The organism is Bradyrhizobium sp. WU425 (genome assembly GCF_021052305.1).
GTDB lineage: Bacteria > Pseudomonadota > Alphaproteobacteria > Rhizobiales > Xanthobacteraceae > Bradyrhizobium > Bradyrhizobium canariense_D.
In genome coordinates this window covers 1,018,489-1,036,664 of the sequence record NZ_CP088089.1, presented here as the reverse complement: position 1 = coordinate 1,036,664, position 18,176 = coordinate 1,018,489, and the positions used below count along the sequence as shown (strand labels likewise).

Below are 18,176 nucleotides of genomic sequence, written 5' to 3'. Positions count from 1 at the left end.
CCGCGCGTGGACTGAGGCCGCTCACTCCTTGAAGAACGCAAGCAGGTCCGCGTTGATGGTCTCGGCGTGCGTTGTCGGCATGCCGTGCGGGAAACCCTTGTAGGTCTTCAGCGTGCCGTTCTTCAAGAGCTTGGCCGACAGCGGCGCGGAGTCGGCGTAAGGCACGATCTGGTCGTCGTCGCCGTGCATCACCAGCACAGGCACATTGATCTTCTTCAGATCCTCGGTGAAGTCGGTTTGCGAAAACGCGACGATGCCGTCGTAATGGGCTTTCGCGCCGCCCATCATGCCCTGGCGCCACCAGTTCTGGATCACCGCTTCCGACGGCTTTGCGCCGGGACGGTTGTAGCCATAGAAGGGGCCGGCCGCGATGTCGCGGTAGAAGCTGGCGCGGCCGGCAGCGAGCTGCACCTGGAAATCGTCGAACACGCTCTTGGGCAGGCCGCCGGGATTGGCCGCGGTCTGCAGCATCAACGGCGGCACCGCGGAGAGGATCGCGGCCTTCGCTACCCGGCTCTCGCCATGGCGCGCGATGTAATGCACGACTTCGCCGCCGCCGGTGGAGTGGCCGACATGGATCGCGTTCTTGAGATCGAGATGGGCCGTCACGGCTGCGAGATCATCGGCATAATGATCCATGTCGTGGCCGTCGGCGACCTGCGACGAACGGCCATGGCCGCGACGGTCATGCGCGATGACGCGATAGCCGCGCGTGACGAAGAACATCATCTGCGCGTCCCAGTCGTCAGCCGACAGCGGCCAGCCGTGACTGAACACGATCGGCTGGCCACTTCCCCAGTCCTTGTAGAAGATCTCGACGCCGTCCTTGGTGGTGATGGTGGGCATTGTCAGGCTCCTTGTATGTTCAGGCGAACGCCATCGGTTTGAAGCGGCGCCAGGCGCCGACGGTGAGCACCACGAAGAACACCAGCACGAGGCCCTGCACCACGGCGAACACCGGACCTCCGGGCGGCGCGGGCGCCACGGCGGGAGCGAGCGCGGCGAGTGCCGGCACCTTCAGGAACGACTGGATCACCAACACGAAGACGTTGAAATAGAGCGAGATCATCGCGGTCACGATGTAGACCGGGCGCCACACCCCAGCGAGCTTCATGCCGTAGAGCGCGACGCAGGCGATCGCGAGCAGCACCAGCGAGATGATGCCGATGATATGCGACGGCAGCAGCTCCTTGAACGGAAACAGGAAGCCGGTGGCACTGGTGAGGATCGTGAACGCTAAGAAAATCGCGGTGAGGCCCGGCATCGACTTCGAGCCGAGCAGGCCGAACATCACGACGAGGCCGGCGGCGATGCCGATCAGGCTGATGACGACATGAACCAGCGTGAAGGCGGGCAAGCTCAACCCAAGAACCATGACATCTCTCCTATTCTCTGCATCGAGTTCGGGAGATTGATATTACGGCCCTCATCAGATTGCCACACGCGCTGGCGTCACACATGCGTGCGCAGCCATGCGTCATCGTGCGAATCGAAAACGCATGGCTGAATTATTTGCACCGCTGTCACAAACGACGGCAGTTTGTAGCCCGGATGGAGCGCAGCGAAATCCGGGGTGTCAGTCACAAGCACCGTCCCGGATTGCGCTTTGCTCCATCCGGGCTACGAACCGACGAAAGTCGCGGTTCACACTTCCTTGGTGTCGAAGATCAACAGGTCGGCGCCGCCACTGGCGAATTTCGGCACGTCAGCGCCGGTCGCCTTGCCTTCCGGGCTAGCGAATGCCGCCTGGATGTCGGCTGTGCTGTCGAAGGTGAGAATGGCGACGAGATGGATTCCGGAAGGTCCAGCGGGGGAGCCGACCGGCCCCTTGCTGATGGCGTACTTCTTCAAGCCTGGAAGTTTCTTGGCGAGCGGAATGTGGGTCTCGGCATAGTATTTGTCGAAGGCCGCAGCATCCGTGGGCGTTTTATACAGCACGACGATTTCAGCCATTTAGTCCTCCCGTTAAGCGCTTCTTTGTCGATCCTCATGGTGAGGAGGCGCGCGAGCGCCCCTGCGGACAATGCTTGCGCATCGCCGCGCGAACCATGCAGGCCCGGCTTTGGCAGCTGGGCCTTCATCCTTCGAGACGCGCGCAATGCGCGCTCCTCAGGATGAGGAGATAGTCACGCATCACACCGCAAGATGGCAAGCCTCATTCGACTTGCCATTTACTTGCCTTGTCCTTGACTAAAGCGCCGGTTTTGCGGCGTCGCCGAGGAAGCCGTGCAGGGAGGCCACGACCTGGGCGCCTTCGCCGATGGCGCCGCCGACGCGCTTGACCGAGCCGGAGCGGACGTCGCCGACGGCGTACACGCCGGGCACCGACGTCTCCAGCGGCGCAACCAGCCGGCCCTGGTTCTGCTCGGACTGCGCGCCTGTGACGACGAAGCCGCCGCGATCGAGCGTGATGCCGCAGCCGTCGAGCCAGCTGGTGGCGGGATCGGCGCCGACGAACAGGAAGAGATTGCGGATGTCGGCGAAATCCTCGTCGGCCGAGAGCCGGCTCTTCCAGCGGATGCGCCGCAGCAGCGAGGCCTCGTCGCCTTCGAGCGCCGTGATCTCGGTGTTGAACATCAGTTCGATGTTCGGCGTGGCTTCGATGCGCTCGATGAGATAGCGCGACATGCTGGCGCCGAGACCGCCGCCGCGGATGATCATCAGCACTTTTTTGGCGTGCCCCGACAGGAACACAGCGGCCTGCCCCGCCGAGTTTCCGGCGCCGACCAGCGCCACTTCCTCGCCGGCGCAGAGCTTCGCCTCGACCGGCGAGGCCCAATACCAGACGCCACGGCCTTCGAACTTGTCGAGGTTCTCGATCTCGGGCCGGCGATAGCGTGCGCCGCTTGCGACCACCACCGCGCGCGAATGCAGGGGATCGCAGCCGTCAAGCGCCACCGAGAACGCGCCGTCCTTGCGCGTGCAGTCGAGCGACTTCACCGTCACCGGGATCATGATTTCCGCGCCGAACTTTTGTGCCTGGTTGAAGGCGCGCGCGGTCAGGGCCTGGCCGGAAATGCCGGTCGGAAAGCCCAGATAGTTTTCGATGCGCGCGCTGGCGCCGGCCTGGCCGCCGAAGGCGCGGGTGTCGAGCACGGCGACGGAGAGGCCTTCGGACGCGGCATACACGGCCGTGGCGAGCCCGGCTGGCCCCGAGCCGACGATCGCGACGTCGTAGATACGGTCGTTGCGCGGACCGCCGATCATGCCGATCGCGCGCGCAAGCTCGGTTTCGCCGGGATTGCGCAGCACCGCACCATCGGGTGTGACGACCAGCGGCCAGTCGTCCGGCTTGGGCGAATAACGCGCGATGACATCGGCGGCGTCGCGATCGCGCGCGGGATCGAGCAGATGATGCGGCTGGCCGTTGCGGGTGAGGAAGCCCTGCAACCGCACCACGCCTGCCGAATGCGACGGACCGATCAGCACCACGCCGCCGACGCCGCCCTGGAGCAGATTGACCCGGCGCAGGATCAGCGCGCGCATGATGCGCTCGCCGAGTTCGGCCTCGGCGACCAGCAGCGCGCGCAGCCGCTCCGGCGGCAACAGCAGCGTCTCGACATCGCCTTCGGCGCGGCCGTCGACCAGCGCCGGCCGTCCGGAGAGCTGGCTCAGCTCGGCCAAAAATTGCCCCGGCCCCTGATCGATCAACGGCGTGACATGGCCGAGGCCGTCGCGCTGGGTGATGGCGACGTGGCCCTTGAGCACGACGAACATGCCGGGTCCCGGCTTACCGGTCTCGAACAGGAATTCCCCATCGGCATAGTTGCGGACCTCGCCGAAATGCCTGACACGCCCGATCTCGGCTGGTGTCAGCGCCGGAAAGGTCTGTTCAGGGCGGGTGAACCGCGACATCTGCGCGTCACTCTCGGGTCGTTGCGATTCGTCCTGCCCCATTGCCACGTCCATGCACTCCAAAAATTCTAGTCGCCGGTCTTGCCGGCTATCTCGCCGGCGGCCCCCTCATCTAGGGAACCATCTTCATTCTGCGAGGGGTCGGTGCTTGCGGCGCGTTCGCGCGCCTGCATCTTCCGCCGCTTCAGGTTTTCGCGCAGCGCCGATTTGAGCCGGTCGTCGCGGAACGCCCTCGCCTGTCTGGAGTCCTGCTTCGTGCTCTTGTCGTTCTCGTCTGCCATCACCGGTCCATTACAGCGATCGGCGATAACATGCCCGAGGAATAAGGCGGCTCAAGAGGCCCGCGCGATCCGATCGTGCGAAAATCGAAATGGATCGAATCCGGCGTATCGGGCAACTGGCCAGTTGGGTGGGGATATCGGAACCTATTCCGCGGAAAGTCGGCCGTTTCGCGCCAGAACAGGCATTTTGGCCCCGATATCGACCCGATTTTATCGCTTTGGCAGAGCTAGCAAGCTTGCACAGGAGGGGGCCTTGTGGCAGATATCGGCCCGCTTGGTAGGCCCTCGTGGCGGCCGATTCTTATCCCAGCACATGCTGCCGTAGCTCAGTGGTAGAGCACTCCATTGGTAATGGAGAGGTCGACAGTTCAATCCTGTCTGGCAGCACCATTCCCTCGCTCAAATCACACATGAAACAGCCTTCTCGCGGCATGAGATGCCCGAGTTTTGCTTCTACCTTGACCCTCCTCTGTGAAGAGGGCGCAGGGAAGACCGGGTGCCGGCTGGCACCCGCGGTCCGCTGCGCGAAAATGTAGCGCAAAAAGACCGCACAGCAGCATACAGGTGACGCCGAACACTCGGCCTTCCCTGCGCAGTGGGTTGACGGCTTATGCCGCGCTCTCCCCGGCGACGAGTTCCTTTTTGTCACCGTCGCCTTGCGAATTGACGATGCATTGAGACCCGGTTGAGCCTCGATCCATCTCCGCAAGGCTTGACCGTAGCAACGACGGCCAGGACCACACGATTTTGCCGTACGCAGCGATCCGGCTTCGCCAAGAGGCTTCGCCGGACACAGGCGCCGTTCGTCCGCACGCAACAGGACCTCACGAGGTTCATCTCGCCCTGGTTCCCGCCTTCGCGTGCCCGACACTGCCGCGTCCACCGCCCCCCGATCCACGTACGTTACGACGGACGATCGCCCCTCTCCCTGGACCGGGATGGCGGATTGATACTGCGATTCCGAATTTCGGTAAAGTGGAATATTTTTGTGGAGGAGGGTTGACGAGATTTTGCAGGAGAGAGGTGTTTTGCCCGACGGGTCAGATTTGCCTGCCTAGCGCGCGCCTAAGCACGTATATCGCCCCACCTATGGAAGGGGATACAAGCCGACGTCGAGCAGACTTCCGCTATGGGGCCAAAAGGGGAAGTGGACCTGCATGTAATGCAGTCTTCGGCGCAATCGATCCTTCTTCTGATAAGACGCCAGTTGCCGCGGTCATTCATCCTTACGTCCGCCGCGAGCAATCGTCGCCGCCTCCTGCAACGTAACGCCATGAACCAGCGGGTCTGCGTGGCGATGGACTAACTGCCATTCAGAACCGTCCTTGCGATAGATTTCCGTAACTCGGAGCGACCAGTCTTGTTTTGGTAAGCTCCCGACTTCGGCATATTGCCGCTCGACCATGACGAGAACGACCAGCTTGTCCGATGCATAGGTTTGCACGACCTCCAAGGTCGTCTCACCGTTCTTGAAAAACTGAGATAGCTTCGCCAAACGTTCAGGACTTGCGTCGAACCCGTGGCTAGTTGGGCCGCCGAATGGTTGCATTAACGTGAAGTCACTGGCGATGCGAACAAGGGCCAGCCAACGATCCATGTCCCCGCGCATGAAGGCCGCGTTTTTCGCAGCGGCGCGCTCGATAAGGTGAGCGACGTCGTCACTGGCAGCCACACTAGCGCAAAATCGAGGGGTCAACGATGCCGCAGCGACTGTCGTGATCGCGGACCGCCGTGACAGCGTTCCTGGCCAGTTTGCATGGTGTTTGGTCATTTCAGCTCCTGTGGCTAACGTTGCGCAATCCATGGAGCTTTCAGAGACATGAATCCAGTGATATAACCTCAGCAATATGCTGAACCACATTTCCTTGTCAAAAGTCGATCTTAACTTGCTGCTGGTCTTCCACACTGTGCTGGAGGAGAGCCACGTGGCGCGAGCGGCTAGCCGCTTGAACATCACCCCTTCTGCCGTAAGTCATTCACTTGGGCGGCTACGGCATCTATTTAATGACCCCCTGTTCTTACGGACGCCGAAGGGTGTTGTGCCGACGGAGCGTGCGCTGGAACTCGGCGAGCCAGTAGGAGATATCCTTTCTCGCGTAGGGCGCGTATTTGCTTCAGCTACGCCCTTCGACGCGACTACAAGTAGCCGCCGTTTTTCCATTGGCGCTCCTGATGCGATCATGGACACGGTGATGGGACCATTTGCGGGGCGGCTCAGGAGAAAGGCACCCCGTGCCGACCTGAGCTTGATCCATCTGATGCCAGGGCGGCATGCAAGCGCTGTGGAGCACCCTTGGCGGTCAAGCCTGGAGAAGCTGGAGAAGCGCGAAATCGACTTGGCCATCCTGCCCCTGGGCACAGTGCCAACCCGCTTCCAGGCAAGAAAGCTTTACGATGAGTGTTTCGTGGTCGCGATGCGCAAGGGAAACGGATTCGCCCGCGCACCAACGATTGCTGCATTCTGCAGAGCACAGCATCTTCTTGTGTCGCTCGACGGCGATCCGCGAGGTTTTGTCGACCAACTCCTGGAGAAGCGCGGCCTCCAGCGCCGCATTGTCCTGACCGTGCCCACCTTTATGATGGCACTCACGCAAATTTCAAACTCGGACTTGATAGCAACATTGCCGCGCCGTCTCGTCGAGAGATACGCGGCTCGTTTCGCGCTGCAATTGGTTGCGCTTCCTTTGAAGCGGAAGTCCGATGCAATCATGGCCATTACGACCAAGGCAGCAATGATGGATGCGGGCATTGCGTGGTTGACGGAAGAAATCGCCGCTGAGGTTGGCTCCCTCAGCTGAGGATGTCTCTTATATTCCTTAAAGCACATTTTAGGCCTGTGGGGCCTTAGCGAACCTCAACTTCCCCGCGACCGCCGCTTCGGGGTCACTTGCGGGCATCGCCCGAGCGAGAGCTCCAGTCAGTTTTGGCCAGGAATTGCATAGCATTGCTCGGTGACGAAGCATGATGGGTTTCGCAAGTGCTCTACCCATCCTACGCGAGCTGACTGGATCTACCGCCGACCACGGCGCCACGAGGCCCCGATCAGCCAGAACACGAACCGGACAAACAGGATCGCGGCCGTGATCTGGATCCAAAGGAAACCACCGAGTTCGCGCAAGACAATTTCGGCCTGAGCGCCCCAATAACCAGGAAGCGCATCGCCGACAGCTTCAATAGCGTGCGTGCCTGTTCGCAGGGCCCATCGGACCCACTCAGGCTTGTAAAAGAGCGTCGCGCCGAGCAGAATCCAAGTCAGAAAAGCAGTGCTGACTCTGAAGGAGTGCACCTTGGCGTGGTGCTTGAACGCCGCGAACCGTCCATTATCTCCGGCTTGAGCCATGTTAGTTTCCTATTCGAAGCCTACGGTGCCGGGGAGTTCGTAGGATGGGTACAGCGAAACGAAAATCCATGGAAGATTTGCGCGGTGACGAGACATGATGGGTTTCGCTTCGCTCTACCCATGCTACGCATGTCAACTCTCGTCACCCACCTGATGCCCCGCTAACCGATCGTCTGAACGGCGCAGCCGTCGGCATAGCTCGCGATTGATGTTTTGCAGGACGATCACATAGGTGTGGATATCGGCCTTGTAGCAAGCGTAGAGCTTCTGGGCGGTCAGCTCGTACGGTCGGACTCTCCGCGACCACCGTGGCGGATCGATTTTGCATTTCAATCAGCGTCATCTCACCGAAGAAATCGCCGGGCTCCAGAACGGAAATCGGGATGACGTTGCCCGCATTCGCCCGCTTGCTCACCGCCAGCCGGCCGGATTTGACGATGAACAGCGAGCGTCCGGGCTCGCCCTCCGTCACGACGGTTGCTCCGGTATCAAATCGGCACTCAACCAGCATCGACATCAGGAGGTCGAGACTTTGATCCGGGATACCGCCGAAGAACGGTGTGGCGAGCAGGAATGCTCTCAGGTCGGGGACACTGACGGCCATCGCGCGAGGATAATCTTGACCGCCTTCCCGGGCAAGCGGAGCCGATACCAGCGGTAACGACGCCGAACGTGTTGGAACAAGGGGGTCAGCGAAAGTTTCGGAGCTCGTAGGCTGGGCGAAGCGAAGCGTGCCCACCAACCACCATTGATAGATAGATGGTGGGCACGGCGCTACGCGCCTTTGCCCACCCTACGCTTACGGCCGCGCAATGCTGCTATCGCGCAACGTCCGCCTTCTCCAGAGATCAACCATCACCTTGACGGTCGCCGCCAGCACAGCTGCGCAAAGCGCAGCCTTCGAGATCGTCTCCATCGTCCCCTCGATCAGCAGGCAATGGGCGACGCTGCCTGCGACGATGACGATCGCGAGGGGAATATGGACGATGCGCCACGTGCGCAACCGCAATCCCAGCCGCCGGCGCAGCAGAGCCAGGAGCGCAACAATGAAGATGGCCCACATGGCGGTCACGCCGAAGGGGGAGAACGGTGTCGGTGACGTATAAGTCAGGGCGTCGATCATGTCGGGCGGGCTGGTGATCCAGAGGCCGGCGACGTGGATCACCACCGCCAGAGCCAGCGTGCCGCCGATCCAGTGGTGGGCGCGCCGGCCGCGATAGGCCGACAGTCCCGGCAGATATCCGCCGATCAGCAGGGGCTGAGCGAGCACGAGACCGAGCGCAATGATGCCAGCGAAGCCGGCGAGGATGTAGACCGGGCCGCGCCATGTGAGCTGTTCGCTTCCCGCAGCGAGCGCGATCGGCACGCCGATGGCCAAGGCAAGGGCGATCCAGATCAGGGGCGCCCGGGCCGATCTCCGCCCCTTCATCTCCAATGCGATCAGGCCGGCTGCAGGACGAAGTGCGCCTCGAGGCTGGTTTCCTTTGCGCTCCGCATTATCGGCCGCAGGAAGACGGTTTTGAATTCACCGCTGTCATAGGCGAGGTGGCCATGCGGCTGGCCGAAGATGGGAATGATCTGCGGCATTTCGAGCCGGAACTTGCCGTCCTTGTCGGTGAGCGTGGCGCCATGACTCTGCGGCTCGTGCTCCTGGCCTTCGACCGTGTGCGCCCAGATCTGGATGCGCTGCCCGGCCAAGGGAGTCCCGTCGCCGGCGCGGCGCACGGTGCCGCTCATCCAGAAGCCACCCTTTCCGATCCGCTCCACGATCGCCGCGCCCTTGCGGTAGTTGTTCGCCCCGCCAGACATCGTCTCGGTCGGTGCGAGGCCGTCCGCGCGTGCAGGCAACAGCAGGCCGGGGACGCCGGTCGCCAAGAGCCCGGTTGCGAGGATCGAGCCGCCCGCGGCGAGGAGGCTCCGGCGATTGAGTACGACCGTGGTCATGTCGGTTCCTCCTGGCGAGCGTCCAAAGGCTCAGTGAGTGTACAAGAAAACGCGCCAGACGCACAGTTGGGCCGGGGGACGCAGCGGGTCGCGATGACGTTGTTGTGAACGGGGTGCAGGCCGCTCGCACATGCATCAGTGATCGTCTTCTTCCTTGACCAGCGTCAACAAGCGAAGCGTCAGGAACGTGAATACGGCGACCGTCACCGCGACATCAAAAGCGCCGAGCCCGACGGAGACGCCGATGGCGCCGGTCGCCCAGAGGCTCGCGGCCGTCGCGGTCCCCTGCACCGAATTCCCCTGCTTGAGAATTGCGCCACCGCCGATGAAGCCGATGCCGGTGATGAGGCCCTCGATCACCTTCGCCATTCCGTCAGGCGAATGCACGAGCAGGCTTTCGCTGGCCTGCACGAAGCCGCAGCTTGCCATTGCGACCAGTGGAAAGGTGCGCAAGCCCGCGCTTCGCGCCCGCTTCTCGCGGTCCCAGCCAATGGGAACGGCGAGTGCGAAGGCCGCAGCCAGCGCAACGACATGAACACCAATGTTGAATCTGTCCAAAGAAAGCCCCCGAAATGAAAATCGTCGCCGTTGATCAAACCGGCCGGCAACGCGGCAATGCGGCCCGCGGTTTCCATACAGGCGAATTTGCCGCATGCAGCGCAGCGATGGCCCCGTCTCCGCGCGATGGAGCCGCCGGCGCAGCACCATGATCGTTTCGGCTGGTATTCCTGCGACCGGCTCCTACATGTCGAGTCCACGTTACCACCGCACGCTCCATCCGGACCCTTCCATGATCCCCTTCTCCGTGCTCGACCTCGCGCCCATCCGCCAAGGCGGCGATGCGTCACAAGCGTTCCGCAATTCGCTCGATCTCGCGCAGCATGCGGAGGGCTGGGGATACAAGCGGTTCTGGCTGGCCGAGCATCACAACATGACGGGGATCGCGAGCGCGGCGACGTCGGTGGTGATCGGGCATATCGCGGGCGGGACGAAGACGATCCGGGTCGGGTCCGGCGGGATCATGCTGCCGAACCATTCGCCGCTCGTCATCGCCGAGCAGTTCGGCACGCTGGCTTCGCTCTATCCCGGGCGGATCGATCTCGGGCTCGGGCGGGCACCGGGCACCGACCAATTTACCGCACGCGCCCTGCGGCGCGACCTCGCGACGAGTTCGGAAAACTTTCCGCAGGACGTGCTGGAGTTGCAGGCGCTGCTCGGCGACGTGCAGCCGAACCAGGCCATCCGGGCCGTGCCGGGCATGGGGACGAAGGTGCCGCTGTGGATCCTGGGATCCAGCACCTTTGGCGCGCAGCTCGCAGGGATGCTCGGCCTGCCGTTCGCGTTCGCTTCACACTTCGCACCGCAAATGATGATGCCGGCGCTGCGGGAGTATCGGGCGCGGTTCGAACCCTCGACGCAGCTCGACAAGCCCTATGCGATGGTCGGCGTCAACGTGTTCGCCGCCGACAGCGACGCGGACGCGCAGCGCATGTTCTCCTCGCTGCAGCAGCAGTTCATCAATCTGCGCCGCGGCACGCCCGGCCCGCTGCCGCCGCCGGTCGACGACATGGACGCGCTGTGGTCGCCAGCCGAGAAGGCGATGGTCGGCCAGTCGCTGTCGTGCTCGGCGGTCGGCACGCCTGACATGGTCGAAGCGAAGCTGAAGGCGCTGATCGCCGACACCGGCGCGGACGAGCTGATGACGACGGGGCAGATCTACGACCACGCCGCACGGCTGCGCTCGTTCGAGATCGCAGCCGGGGTAAGGGACCGGTTGGCGGGGTGAGCGGGTGCGATTGTTGCGACGGTGAAGCTGCGCTCGTGGCAGGCCGTGAGCGCCCTAATCCGGAAAGCCGAACAGCTTGGCCGGATTGTGCACCAGGATCTTCTCCAGCGTCGACTGGTCGGGCGCGTAGCGGTACATCAACTCCAGCAGATCGGCGTCGTTGGGCGGCTGCTTGACCGAGACCGGGTGCGGCCAGTCGCTGGCCCAGACGCAGCGGTCGACTGCTGCCTCGATATAGGCACGCGCGATCGGGATGACGTCGTCGTAGGGCGGCCCGAGCTTCGAGGTCTTCTCGCCGAGCGACAGCATCACCCAGAAATTGCCCTTGCCGAGCAGCTCCAGCATCTTGCGCAGGTTCGGATCGTTCCTGCCGGCTTCAGGATCGGGCCGTGCCATGTGGTCGATCAGCACGGGCACGTCGAGATTCTCGTATTTGGCGACGCTGGAGACGATGCCGTCCTTCTCGGGCTGGATCTTGACGTACCAGCCGAGCTCGCGGATGCGCGCAATCGCGCGGGCAAAATCGGCATCCGACAGCACAGCGCCGAGCTCCTGGCGGAAGCTGAAGCGCGCGCCGCGGACCCCAGCATCATGCAGCTTGGCAAGATACGAATCGTTCGCCTCGGCGAACACCAGCGCGTTGGCGCAGCCGCGATAGTTCGGGCCCATCGCGGCGAGACCGTCGAGCACGACGGCATGGTCGGCGCCATACGTCGTGGTCTGCACGATGATGCCGCGCTCGATGCCGAGCGTCTTGTGCACGCGCAGCGCCGCCTCCCAGGTCGCGGTCGGCATCCGATAGGCAGCACCGGGACGCTCCGGATATTTGTCGAGGGGGCCGAGCACGTGAAACTGGCTGTCGAGGGATTTGGGCGGCGGCCCCTTGACCGGGCGGCGCGGGTTCGGGTCGAACGGAAGATAGGTCGGCATGCGCAAAACTCCCTCAGTCGATTACCGCGGTGAAGTCGCACTGCACCAGCGCGCCGCCGTCCATGTTGTCCATCGGCAGCGCGTGGCGCGCCGGGCGCGAATGCTCGTCCGGAAACATCTTCAGCCACTCGACATTGACCGGGCCGCGCTGCGTACGGTCCTTCAGCCACACCGTCATCTTGATGATGTCGTCGGTGGTGCCGCCGGCAGCCTCGACCGTCGCCTTCATATGCGCGAACATGTTGGCACATTGCGCCTCCAGGCTCTCGGGCATCGCACCAGTCGCATCGCGGCCGAGAATGACGCCCGACATCACGAGATTGCCGATGCGGCAGGCGTTCGGAATCGGGTTGGCATGCTTGAAGCCGCCGATATGGATGCTCTTGCGCCGCGTGTGACCGGTCATGATGCGCTCCCTTTCATGTGTTGATTCAGACGAACTGGCACGACACCGAGCCGAACGCGCCATAATCGGCATGAAACGTGTCGCCGCGGCGAATGTCGACCGGACGCGTGAACGATCCCGCCAGCACCACCTCGCCGGCGGCCAGATGCTCGTCATGCGGCGCGAGGCGGTTGGCGAGCCAGGCAATGCCGTTGGCGGGATGGTTGAGCACGCCTGCGGCAAGCCCGGTTTCCTCGACCTCGCCGTTGCGGAACAACAGCGCGCCTATCCAGCGCATGTCCGCGTCCATCGGACGGAAAGGCCGGCCGCCAAGCACCAGCGCGGCGTTCGCCGCGTTGTCCGAGATCGTGTCCATGACCTTTCGCGCCTTGCCCGTTTCGGGATCGACGCGGTGCATGCGCGTCTCCAGGATCTCCAGCGCCGGGGTGACGTAGTCGGTGGCGTTGAGCACGTCGAAGATGGTGCAATCGGGCCCGCGCAGCGGCGCCTTCAGCACGAAGGCGAGCTCGACCTCGATTCGCGGCGCCTGGAAGCGGTCGAACGGAATCGGCGTGGCGTCGGCATAGAACATGTCGGCGAACAGCACGCCGTAATCGGGTTCGGAAATGCCGACCGCGTTCTGCATCGCTTTCGAGGTCAGGCCGATCTTGTGGCCCTTGATGACCCGGCCGCGTCCGAGCTGGAGTCTGGTCCAGGCGCGCTGAACGGCATAGGCATCCTCGATGCTGAAATCGGGATGGTCTTTCGAAAACATCGTGATCAGCGTCTTGGTGCGTTCGGCTTCGTCGAGCCGCGTGGCAAGACGTTCGATCGTGGCAGTATCCAGCATGACCTATTGCTCCGCCGCGACGGTGTTGCGCAGCACGCCGATGCGGCTGGATTCGACCTCGACGACGTCACCGACTTTGAGCCAGCGCGGCGGGTCGAAGCGGGCGCCGGCGCCGGTCGGCGTGCCCGTCACGATCATGTCGCCGGGCTTGAGGGTTGCGAAGGTCGAGAGATAGGAGATCAGGAAATCGAACGGGAACATCAGCCGCTCGGTGGTGTCCTGCTGCCGCACCTCGCCGTTGACGCGCGTGACGATGTCATGAGGCCCGCGCGGATCGAGCTCGTCCGCGGTGACGATCCACGGACCGATGCTGCCGGAGCGGTCGAAATTCTTGCCCTGCGTGACGTTGAACTTGCCGTGGCGGAGCCAGTCGCGGATCGTGCCCTCGTTGCACAGCGTCATGCCGAAGATGTGCGCCCAGGCCTTTTCGCGCGAAATGTGGCGGCCGCCCTGGCCGATCACGATGACGAGCTCGCCTTCATAGTCGAGCTGCTCGGAGACGTGAGGCTTCTCCAGCGGCTGGCCTGAGCCCGTCATCGAGGACATGCTGCGCACGAACAGACTGGGATATTTGGGCAGGTCAGAGCTGTCCTTATACTCCGCATTGCGCTCGGCGTAATTGACTCCGATGCACCAGAGCTTTTCCGGCGCCAGCACCGGCGGAAGCAGCACGAGCTCTTCCAGCGCGTAGTCCGGCTTTTGTCCGGCGACGGCTTCCTGCGCGTCGGCCAGCGCGTTGGCTGCGATCAGCACCCTGACGTCGGAGAAGTCGCGGCCGATCCGCCGGGTCAGATCGACGACACCGCCTTCCATGACGGCACCGTAGCGCGGCTCTCCGTCCACGAGATAGCTTAGGAGTCGCATGGTCGTTCTCCAATGGTCTTGGGGCGCGCGCGGGGGCGGCGCGCTCAGTCTTTCGATTTGGGAGTCTGGAACACGCCGTGCAGCGTCACGATCTCGCCGAGCCGGGCGTAGCGCGGCCCGCCGATGCGCGCGATCGGATCGAGCGCGACGGTTTCGACCTTGCCGTCGTTCACGAGGCCGTCGCGGAGGTGGAACATCACGACTTCGCCCACGATGAGACGGCTGCGGGCGTCGCCGAATTCGAGGCACTGCCGAAAGCGGCACTCCATCGCAACGGGTGCAACGCTGAGCCGCGGCACCTTGATGCGCTCGCTCGGGAGCGTCTCAAGGCCGAGCTCCGCGACCTCGCTGATCTCGGGCGGATGCTCGACCGATGAGTCGTGCACCGCCTGCATCAGCGGGGTATCGGCGATGTGGATCACGTATTCCTCGGTATCGAGGATGTTATGCGCGGTGTCCTTGTAGTCCGCGCCCTTGCGGCCGACGCTGATCGCGAGCATCGGCGGCTTCTGCGAGACGAAGGTGAAGGCGCTGAACGGCGCGAGGTTGAGCACGCCTGCGCGCGACAGGCTCGTCACCCAGGCGATCGGACGCGGCACCACGATGCCGGTCATCAGCCGGTAGATGCGCTCGGCGCCGAGCTCGCTGGGGTCGATCCGCATCGATCAATCCGCCTTGATGTTGGCCTTGCGCACGATCGGAATCCATTTGGCGTCCTCGCGCGCGAGATAGGCCTTGAATTCGTCGGGCGTCATCGCGACGGCTTCACCGCCGAGCTTCTCGAACTTGTCGACCACGGCGGGGTCCTTCAGGATCGCGGTCAGTGCCTCGTGCAGCTTGTCCATCACGGGCGCCGGCGTGCCTGCCGGTGCGAACAGGCCGGTGAAGGTCTGGCCGTCAAAATCCTTGTAACCAAGCTCGGCGAAGGTCGGCACGTCGGGCAGCGACTTCAGGCGGTGCGGGCTGGTGACGGCCAGCGCGCGGAACAGACCGGCCTTGATATGCTGCAGGCTGACCGTGAGCTGGTCGAACGCGAACTGCACCTGCCCGCCCAAGAGATCGTTGACGGCAGGCGCATTGCCGCGATAGTGCGCGGTGATCCATTGCAGGTCGAGGCTGGACTGCATCAGTTCGCTGAGCAAATGGTTGGTGGTGCCGGGACCGGGCGAGGCCATCGTCAGCTTGCCCGGCTCGCGCTTGGCGAGGCCGATGAATTCCTTGAAAGTCGTCGCCTGCACCGACGGATGCACCTCGAGCACCAGCGGCGTCATCGAGATCGTCGAGATCGGCAGGAAATCCTTCTTCCAATTATAGACGTCGCGCTTGTTGATCTCGGTCGCGAACAGCACCGGGCCGTTGGCGCCGACGAACAGCGTGTAGCCGTCGGGCGCGGACTTCGCGAAAGCCTCGCCCGCGATCATGCCGCCGGCGCCCGCCTTGTTCTCGATGATGAAGGGCTGGCCGAGCTTTTCCTGGAGCTTGTCCGCGATGATGCGCGCGGCGCTATCGACATTGCCGCCGGCCGGATAGGGCACGATCAGCTTGACGTTGCGCGCCGGCCATTGCTGGCCCGACGCCGGTCCCGTCAACATCGCCGCTGCGGCAGCTAGGGCAATCCAGATTAATCGCATGTTAACCTCCCGGCGGCGCTTCCAATTTTACGTCGATTTGCCTGACGTCGTACACGGCATGTCGATTCGGAGCGCAATCTCCAGATGGGCGCTTTACCTGTCGAGTGAATTGTGGCGTTCTCGTCCATATTATGGACAAGACGACTTCCGCGAAATCCACCCGCCGCATCACGGGACCGCGACAGGGCGCGCAGGCGATCCGGCGCGCGCTCGCGGTGCTGCGCATCCTTGCCGCAGGCCGCGAAGACGGCGTGCTGCTGGCCGAGGTATTGCGGGCGACCGGCCTCACCCGCCCGACCGTGCACCGCATCGTCCACGTGCTGATCGAGGAAGGCATCGTCGAACGGCATGACCGGACCGGCCGCTACGCGATCGGAAACCAGGTGCCGGAGCTCGCGCTCGCACGGCCTCGGCCGTCGCGGCTGCTGATCGCGGCAAATCCGTCGCTGCAACGCGCCTCGGCCGAGATCGGCGACACGCTGTTCCTGACGGTGCGGACCGGCAATGACACGCTGTGCGTCGATCGCCGGATTGGCGTCTATCCGATCCAGGTGCTGTCGATCGAGGTCGGCGCGCGCCGACCGCTCGGCGTCTCCAGCGCAGGCGTCGCCATCCTCGCCGCGATGCCGGCGCAGGACGCGCGAAAAATCGTCGCAGCCAACGAGAAGAGACTGGAGGCCTACCGGACCGATGTTGCGACGGTGCTGGGCCAGGTCACCGCCGCAAGACGGCTGGGATACGGCATGAGGGAAATTGGTCTCGTGCAGGGCACGAAGTCGATCTCGACCTGGATCAAGACCCCGGACGGCCGTCCCGCTGCCGCCATGACCGTCTCCGCCGTTCGCACCAGGCTCGGCCCACGACGCGAACAGGAGGTCGCGGAGATCCTGCTGCGGGAGGCGCGGATCATCGAGCAGGCGATCCGGGGTTAGACAACGCTGTCAATGGGCTGACGCCGCGCGCCATTTTATGGCACAAGAGCCGCCTCCGCCGACCGAGCAACGAGGCCCCGCATGCCCGCGCCAAAACCGCCTGCCTTCGAGACCCTGAGCCTGCATGCGGGCCAGCATCCGGATCCCGCGACCGGCGCCCGCGCGGTGCCGATCTACCAGACCACGTCCTACGTGTTCCAGGATTCCGATCACGCCGCCGCGCTGTTCAATCTCGAACGCGCCGGCCACATCTATACGCGCATCTCCAATCCGACCACCGGCGTGCTGGAAGAACGGCTTGCGGCGCTGGAAGGCGGCGTCGGCGCGATCTGCACCGCGAGCGGCATGGCGGCGCTGCATCTGGCCATCGCCACGCTTCTGAACGCCGGCGACCATATCGTGGCATCGAGCTCGCTCTATGGCGGCACCATCAATTTGCTGGCGCACACGCTGCCGCGCTTCGGCATCACCACAACGTTCGTCAAGCCGCGCGATTTCGACGCGTTCCGCGCGGCGATCAAGCCAAACACGAAGCTGATGATCGGCGAGACCATCGGCAATCCCGGGCTCGAGGTGCTGGACATTCCGAAAGTCGCTTCGATCGCGCATGACGCGAAGATTCCGCTGCTGATCGACAACACCTTTGCCACGCCCTATCTCAGCCGTCCGATCGAGCTCGGCGCCGACATCGTCATGCATTCGGCGACCAAATGGATCGGCGGCCACGGCATCGCGATCGGCGGCGCCATCGTCGACGGCGGTCGTTTTGACTGGCGCTCATCCGGAAAATTCGGCGTGCTGACCGAGCCCTATGGCGGCTATCACGGCATCGTCTTCGACGAGCAGTTCGGCACCGCCGCCTTCATCATGCGCGCGCGCACCGAAGGCCTGCGCGATTTCGGCGCTTGTCTATCGCCGACCAACGCCTTCCAGCTGTTGCAGGGCGTCGAGACGCTCGGCGTGCGCATGGACCGCCACATGCAGAACACGCACCTCGTGCTGGAAGCACTGAAAGCCAACAAGGCGGTCGATTGGGTGCTGCATCCCTCGCTGGAAGATCATGCGGACTACCAGCTCGCAAAACAATTACTGCCGCGCGGCGCCGGCTCGATCGTCTCCTTCGGCATCAAGGGGGGCCGGCCCGCGGGCCGCAAATTCATCGAATCGCTGCGCATGATCAGTCATCTCGCCAATGTCGGCGACGCCAAGACGCTGGTGATCCACCCCGCCTCGACCACGCACCAGCAGATGGACGCCGAGCAGCTCAAGGCCTCCGGCATCGGCGAGGAGCTGGTGCGACTCTCGGTCGGCATCGAGACCGCAAGCGACATCATCGACGATCTCACCCAAGCGCTGCGCATCTCGCAAAAGGTCTGAC

Annotated in this window: 20 protein-coding genes, 1 tRNA gene and 1 pseudogene; 5 read left to right on the top strand and 17 right to left on the bottom strand. The window is 63.6% G+C overall.

Going from position 1 to position 18,176, the window contains the following annotated elements; translation table 11 throughout:
• Nucleotides 1-21: 21 nt before the first annotated feature.
• From BcanWU425_RS04915 to BcanWU425_RS04895, 5 genes are all read right to left on the bottom strand, one after another.
• Nucleotides 22-846, bottom strand: coding sequence for an alpha/beta fold hydrolase (locus BcanWU425_RS04915; RefSeq protein ID WP_204512534.1), 825 nt, complete (start codon nt 844-846; stop codon nt 22-24).
• Between the two features lie 19 nt (nt 847-865).
• Nucleotides 866-1,375 (bottom strand): hypothetical protein, encoded by a 510-nt coding sequence (locus BcanWU425_RS04910; RefSeq protein WP_085348319.1) that lies wholly within the window; start codon nt 1,373-1,375, stop codon nt 866-868.
• Nucleotides 1,376-1,644: 269 nt separating this feature from the next.
• Entirely contained in the window at nt 1,645-1,953 is a 309-nt protein-coding gene (locus BcanWU425_RS04905) for an EthD family reductase (RefSeq protein ID WP_007615494.1), read from the bottom strand.
• 237 nt (nt 1,954-2,190) lie between these two features.
• A complete protein-coding gene (locus tag BcanWU425_RS04900; RefSeq protein WP_018453105.1) occupies nt 2,191-3,897 on the bottom strand; it encodes an FAD-dependent oxidoreductase in 1,707 nt (568 codons plus the stop codon).
• A gap of 26 nt (nt 3,898-3,923) precedes the next feature.
• Nucleotides 3,924-4,136, bottom strand: coding sequence for a hypothetical protein (locus BcanWU425_RS04895; protein ID WP_018453104.1), 213 nt, complete (start codon nt 4,134-4,136; stop codon nt 3,924-3,926).
• Nucleotides 4,137-4,451: 315 nt separating this feature from the next.
• On the opposite strand from BcanWU425_RS04895, the gene BcanWU425_RS04890 reads away from it, so the two are divergent.
• Nucleotides 4,452-4,526: transfer RNA gene (locus BcanWU425_RS04890), tRNA-Thr, on the top strand.
• 826 nt (nt 4,527-5,352) lie between these two features.
• Here BcanWU425_RS04890 and BcanWU425_RS04885 read toward each other — a convergent pair.
• Nucleotides 5,353-5,907 (bottom strand): YybH family protein, encoded by a 555-nt coding sequence (locus BcanWU425_RS04885; RefSeq protein ID WP_026232462.1) that lies wholly within the window; start codon nt 5,905-5,907, stop codon nt 5,353-5,355.
• Nucleotides 5,908-5,983: 76 nt separating this feature from the next.
• Between BcanWU425_RS04885 and BcanWU425_RS04880 the strand changes: the two genes are divergently transcribed.
• Nucleotides 5,984-6,934, top strand: coding sequence for a LysR family transcriptional regulator (locus tag BcanWU425_RS04880; protein WP_204512535.1), 951 nt, complete (start codon nt 5,984-5,986; stop codon nt 6,932-6,934).
• Nucleotides 6,935-7,146: 212 nt separating this feature from the next.
• On the opposite strand, the gene BcanWU425_RS04875 is transcribed toward BcanWU425_RS04880, so the two are convergent.
• The 5 genes and pseudogenes from BcanWU425_RS04875 to BcanWU425_RS04855 all read right to left on the bottom strand — a co-directional run bounded on the left by BcanWU425_RS04875 (nt 7,147) and on the right by BcanWU425_RS04855 (nt 9,978).
• Entirely contained in the window at nt 7,147-7,476 is a 330-nt protein-coding gene (locus BcanWU425_RS04875; protein ID WP_085361134.1) for a hypothetical protein, read from the bottom strand.
• Nucleotides 7,477-7,608: 132 nt separating this feature from the next.
• Nucleotides 7,609-8,080 (bottom strand): annotated as a pseudogene (locus BcanWU425_RS04870) (cyclic nucleotide-binding domain-containing protein).
• Nucleotides 8,081-8,275: 195 nt separating this feature from the next.
• Nucleotides 8,276-8,905 carry a ferric reductase-like transmembrane domain-containing protein gene (locus BcanWU425_RS04865; RefSeq protein ID WP_026232461.1) on the bottom strand — a complete coding sequence of 210 codons (630 nt, stop codon included), beginning with the start codon at nt 8,903-8,905 and terminating at the stop codon, nt 8,276-8,278.
• A gap of 11 nt (nt 8,906-8,916) precedes the next feature.
• On the bottom strand, nt 8,917-9,420 hold the full coding sequence (locus BcanWU425_RS04860; RefSeq protein WP_018453098.1) for a twin-arginine translocation pathway signal: 504 nt from the start codon (nt 9,418-9,420) through the stop codon (nt 8,917-8,919).
• A gap of 135 nt (nt 9,421-9,555) precedes the next feature.
• Nucleotides 9,556-9,978, bottom strand: a complete 423-nt coding sequence (locus BcanWU425_RS04855) for an MgtC/SapB family protein (protein ID WP_018453097.1) — start codon at nt 9,976-9,978, stop codon at nt 9,556-9,558.
• Nucleotides 9,979-10,210: 232 nt separating this feature from the next.
• Between BcanWU425_RS04855 and BcanWU425_RS04850 the strand changes: the two genes are divergently transcribed.
• Nucleotides 10,211-11,206 (top strand): LLM class flavin-dependent oxidoreductase, encoded by a 996-nt coding sequence (locus BcanWU425_RS04850; protein ID WP_026232460.1) that lies wholly within the window; start codon nt 10,211-10,213, stop codon nt 11,204-11,206.
• Nucleotides 11,207-11,260: 54 nt separating this feature from the next.
• Here BcanWU425_RS04850 and BcanWU425_RS04845 read toward each other — a convergent pair whose 3' ends face one another.
• From BcanWU425_RS04845 to BcanWU425_RS04820, 6 genes are read right to left on the bottom strand one after another with little or no spacing between them, the layout of a single operon-like run.
• The gene (locus tag BcanWU425_RS04845; RefSeq protein ID WP_204512537.1) at nt 11,261-12,136 is read right to left on the bottom strand and encodes an amidohydrolase family protein; all 876 of its coding nucleotides are present in this window, start codon (nt 12,134-12,136) and stop codon (nt 11,261-11,263) included.
• Nucleotides 12,137-12,149: 13 nt separating this feature from the next.
• Nucleotides 12,150-12,542: a RidA family protein gene (locus BcanWU425_RS04840; protein ID WP_018453094.1), complete on the bottom strand. Its 393-nt coding sequence runs from the start codon at nt 12,540-12,542 to the stop codon at nt 12,150-12,152.
• Between the two features lie 25 nt (nt 12,543-12,567).
• Entirely contained in the window at nt 12,568-13,371 is an 804-nt protein-coding gene (gene hpaH, locus BcanWU425_RS04835; RefSeq protein ID WP_018453093.1) for a 2-oxo-hept-4-ene-1,7-dioate hydratase, read from the bottom strand.
• 3 nt (nt 13,372-13,374) lie between these two features.
• Nucleotides 13,375-14,235, bottom strand: coding sequence for a fumarylacetoacetate hydrolase family protein (locus BcanWU425_RS04830; RefSeq protein ID WP_204512538.1), 861 nt, complete (start codon nt 14,233-14,235; stop codon nt 13,375-13,377).
• Nucleotides 14,236-14,279: 44 nt separating this feature from the next.
• Nucleotides 14,280-14,897, bottom strand: coding sequence for a flavin reductase family protein (locus BcanWU425_RS04825; protein ID WP_018453091.1), 618 nt, complete (start codon nt 14,895-14,897; stop codon nt 14,280-14,282).
• A 3-nt stretch (nt 14,898-14,900) separates the two neighbouring features.
• Nucleotides 14,901-15,866 carry a Bug family tripartite tricarboxylate transporter substrate binding protein gene (locus BcanWU425_RS04820; RefSeq protein ID WP_204512539.1) on the bottom strand — a complete coding sequence of 322 codons (966 nt, stop codon included), beginning with the start codon at nt 15,864-15,866 and terminating at the stop codon, nt 14,901-14,903.
• Nucleotides 15,867-15,997: 131 nt separating this feature from the next.
• Between BcanWU425_RS04820 and BcanWU425_RS04815 the strand changes: the two genes are divergently transcribed.
• Both BcanWU425_RS04815 and BcanWU425_RS04810 read left to right on the top strand, forming a co-directional pair.
• Nucleotides 15,998-16,798, top strand: a complete 801-nt coding sequence (locus tag BcanWU425_RS04815) for an IclR family transcriptional regulator (RefSeq protein WP_085384266.1) — start codon at nt 15,998-16,000, stop codon at nt 16,796-16,798.
• Between the two features lie 81 nt (nt 16,799-16,879).
• Entirely contained in the window at nt 16,880-18,175 is a 1,296-nt protein-coding gene (locus BcanWU425_RS04810; protein WP_204512540.1) for an O-acetylhomoserine aminocarboxypropyltransferase, read from the top strand.
• Nucleotide 18,176: the final 1 nt, after the last annotated feature.

Coding starts and splice junctions, on each gene's coding strand:
- BcanWU425_RS04880 (WP_204512535.1), top strand. CDS start 5,984: ATGCTGAACCACATTTCCTTGTCAAAAGTCGATCTTAACTTGCTGCTG.
- BcanWU425_RS04860 (WP_018453098.1), bottom strand. CDS start 9,420: ATGACCACGGTCGTACTCAATCGCCGGAGCCTCCTCGCCGCGGGCGGC.
- BcanWU425_RS04915 (WP_204512534.1), bottom strand. CDS start 846: ATGCCCACCATCACCACCAAGGACGGCGTCGAGATCTTCTACAAGGAC.
- BcanWU425_RS04885 (WP_026232462.1), bottom strand. CDS start 5,907: ATGACCAAACACCATGCAAACTGGCCAGGAACGCTGTCACGGCGGTCC.
- BcanWU425_RS04905 (WP_007615494.1), bottom strand. CDS start 1,953: ATGGCTGAAATCGTCGTGCTGTATAAAACGCCCACGGATGCTGCGGCC.
- BcanWU425_RS04820 (WP_204512539.1), bottom strand. CDS start 15,866: ATGCGATTAATCTGGATTGCCCTAGCTGCCGCAGCGGCGATGTTGACG.
- BcanWU425_RS04875 (WP_085361134.1), bottom strand. CDS start 7,476: ATGGCTCAAGCCGGAGATAATGGACGGTTCGCGGCGTTCAAGCACCAC.
- BcanWU425_RS04810 (WP_204512540.1), top strand. CDS start 16,880: ATGCCCGCGCCAAAACCGCCTGCCTTCGAGACCCTGAGCCTGCATGCG.
- BcanWU425_RS04830 (WP_204512538.1), bottom strand. CDS start 14,235: ATGCGACTCCTAAGCTATCTCGTGGACGGAGAGCCGCGCTACGGTGCC.
- BcanWU425_RS04815 (WP_085384266.1), top strand. CDS start 15,998: ATGGACAAGACGACTTCCGCGAAATCCACCCGCCGCATCACGGGACCG.
- BcanWU425_RS04895 (WP_018453104.1), bottom strand. CDS start 4,136: ATGGCAGACGAGAACGACAAGAGCACGAAGCAGGACTCCAGACAGGCG.
- BcanWU425_RS04825 (WP_018453091.1), bottom strand. CDS start 14,897: ATGCGGATCGACCCCAGCGAGCTCGGCGCCGAGCGCATCTACCGGCTG.
- hpaH (WP_018453093.1), bottom strand. CDS start 13,371: ATGCTGGATACTGCCACGATCGAACGTCTTGCCACGCGGCTCGACGAA.
- BcanWU425_RS04865 (WP_026232461.1), bottom strand. CDS start 8,905: ATGAAGGGGCGGAGATCGGCCCGGGCGCCCCTGATCTGGATCGCCCTT.
- BcanWU425_RS04850 (WP_026232460.1), top strand. CDS start 10,211: ATGATCCCCTTCTCCGTGCTCGACCTCGCGCCCATCCGCCAAGGCGGC.
- BcanWU425_RS04910 (WP_085348319.1), bottom strand. CDS start 1,375: ATGGTTCTTGGGTTGAGCTTGCCCGCCTTCACGCTGGTTCATGTCGTC.
- BcanWU425_RS04840 (WP_018453094.1), bottom strand. CDS start 12,542: ATGACCGGTCACACGCGGCGCAAGAGCATCCATATCGGCGGCTTCAAG.
- BcanWU425_RS04900 (WP_018453105.1), bottom strand. CDS start 3,897: ATGGGGCAGGACGAATCGCAACGACCCGAGAGTGACGCGCAGATGTCG.
- BcanWU425_RS04845 (WP_204512537.1), bottom strand. CDS start 12,136: ATGCCGACCTATCTTCCGTTCGACCCGAACCCGCGCCGCCCGGTCAAG.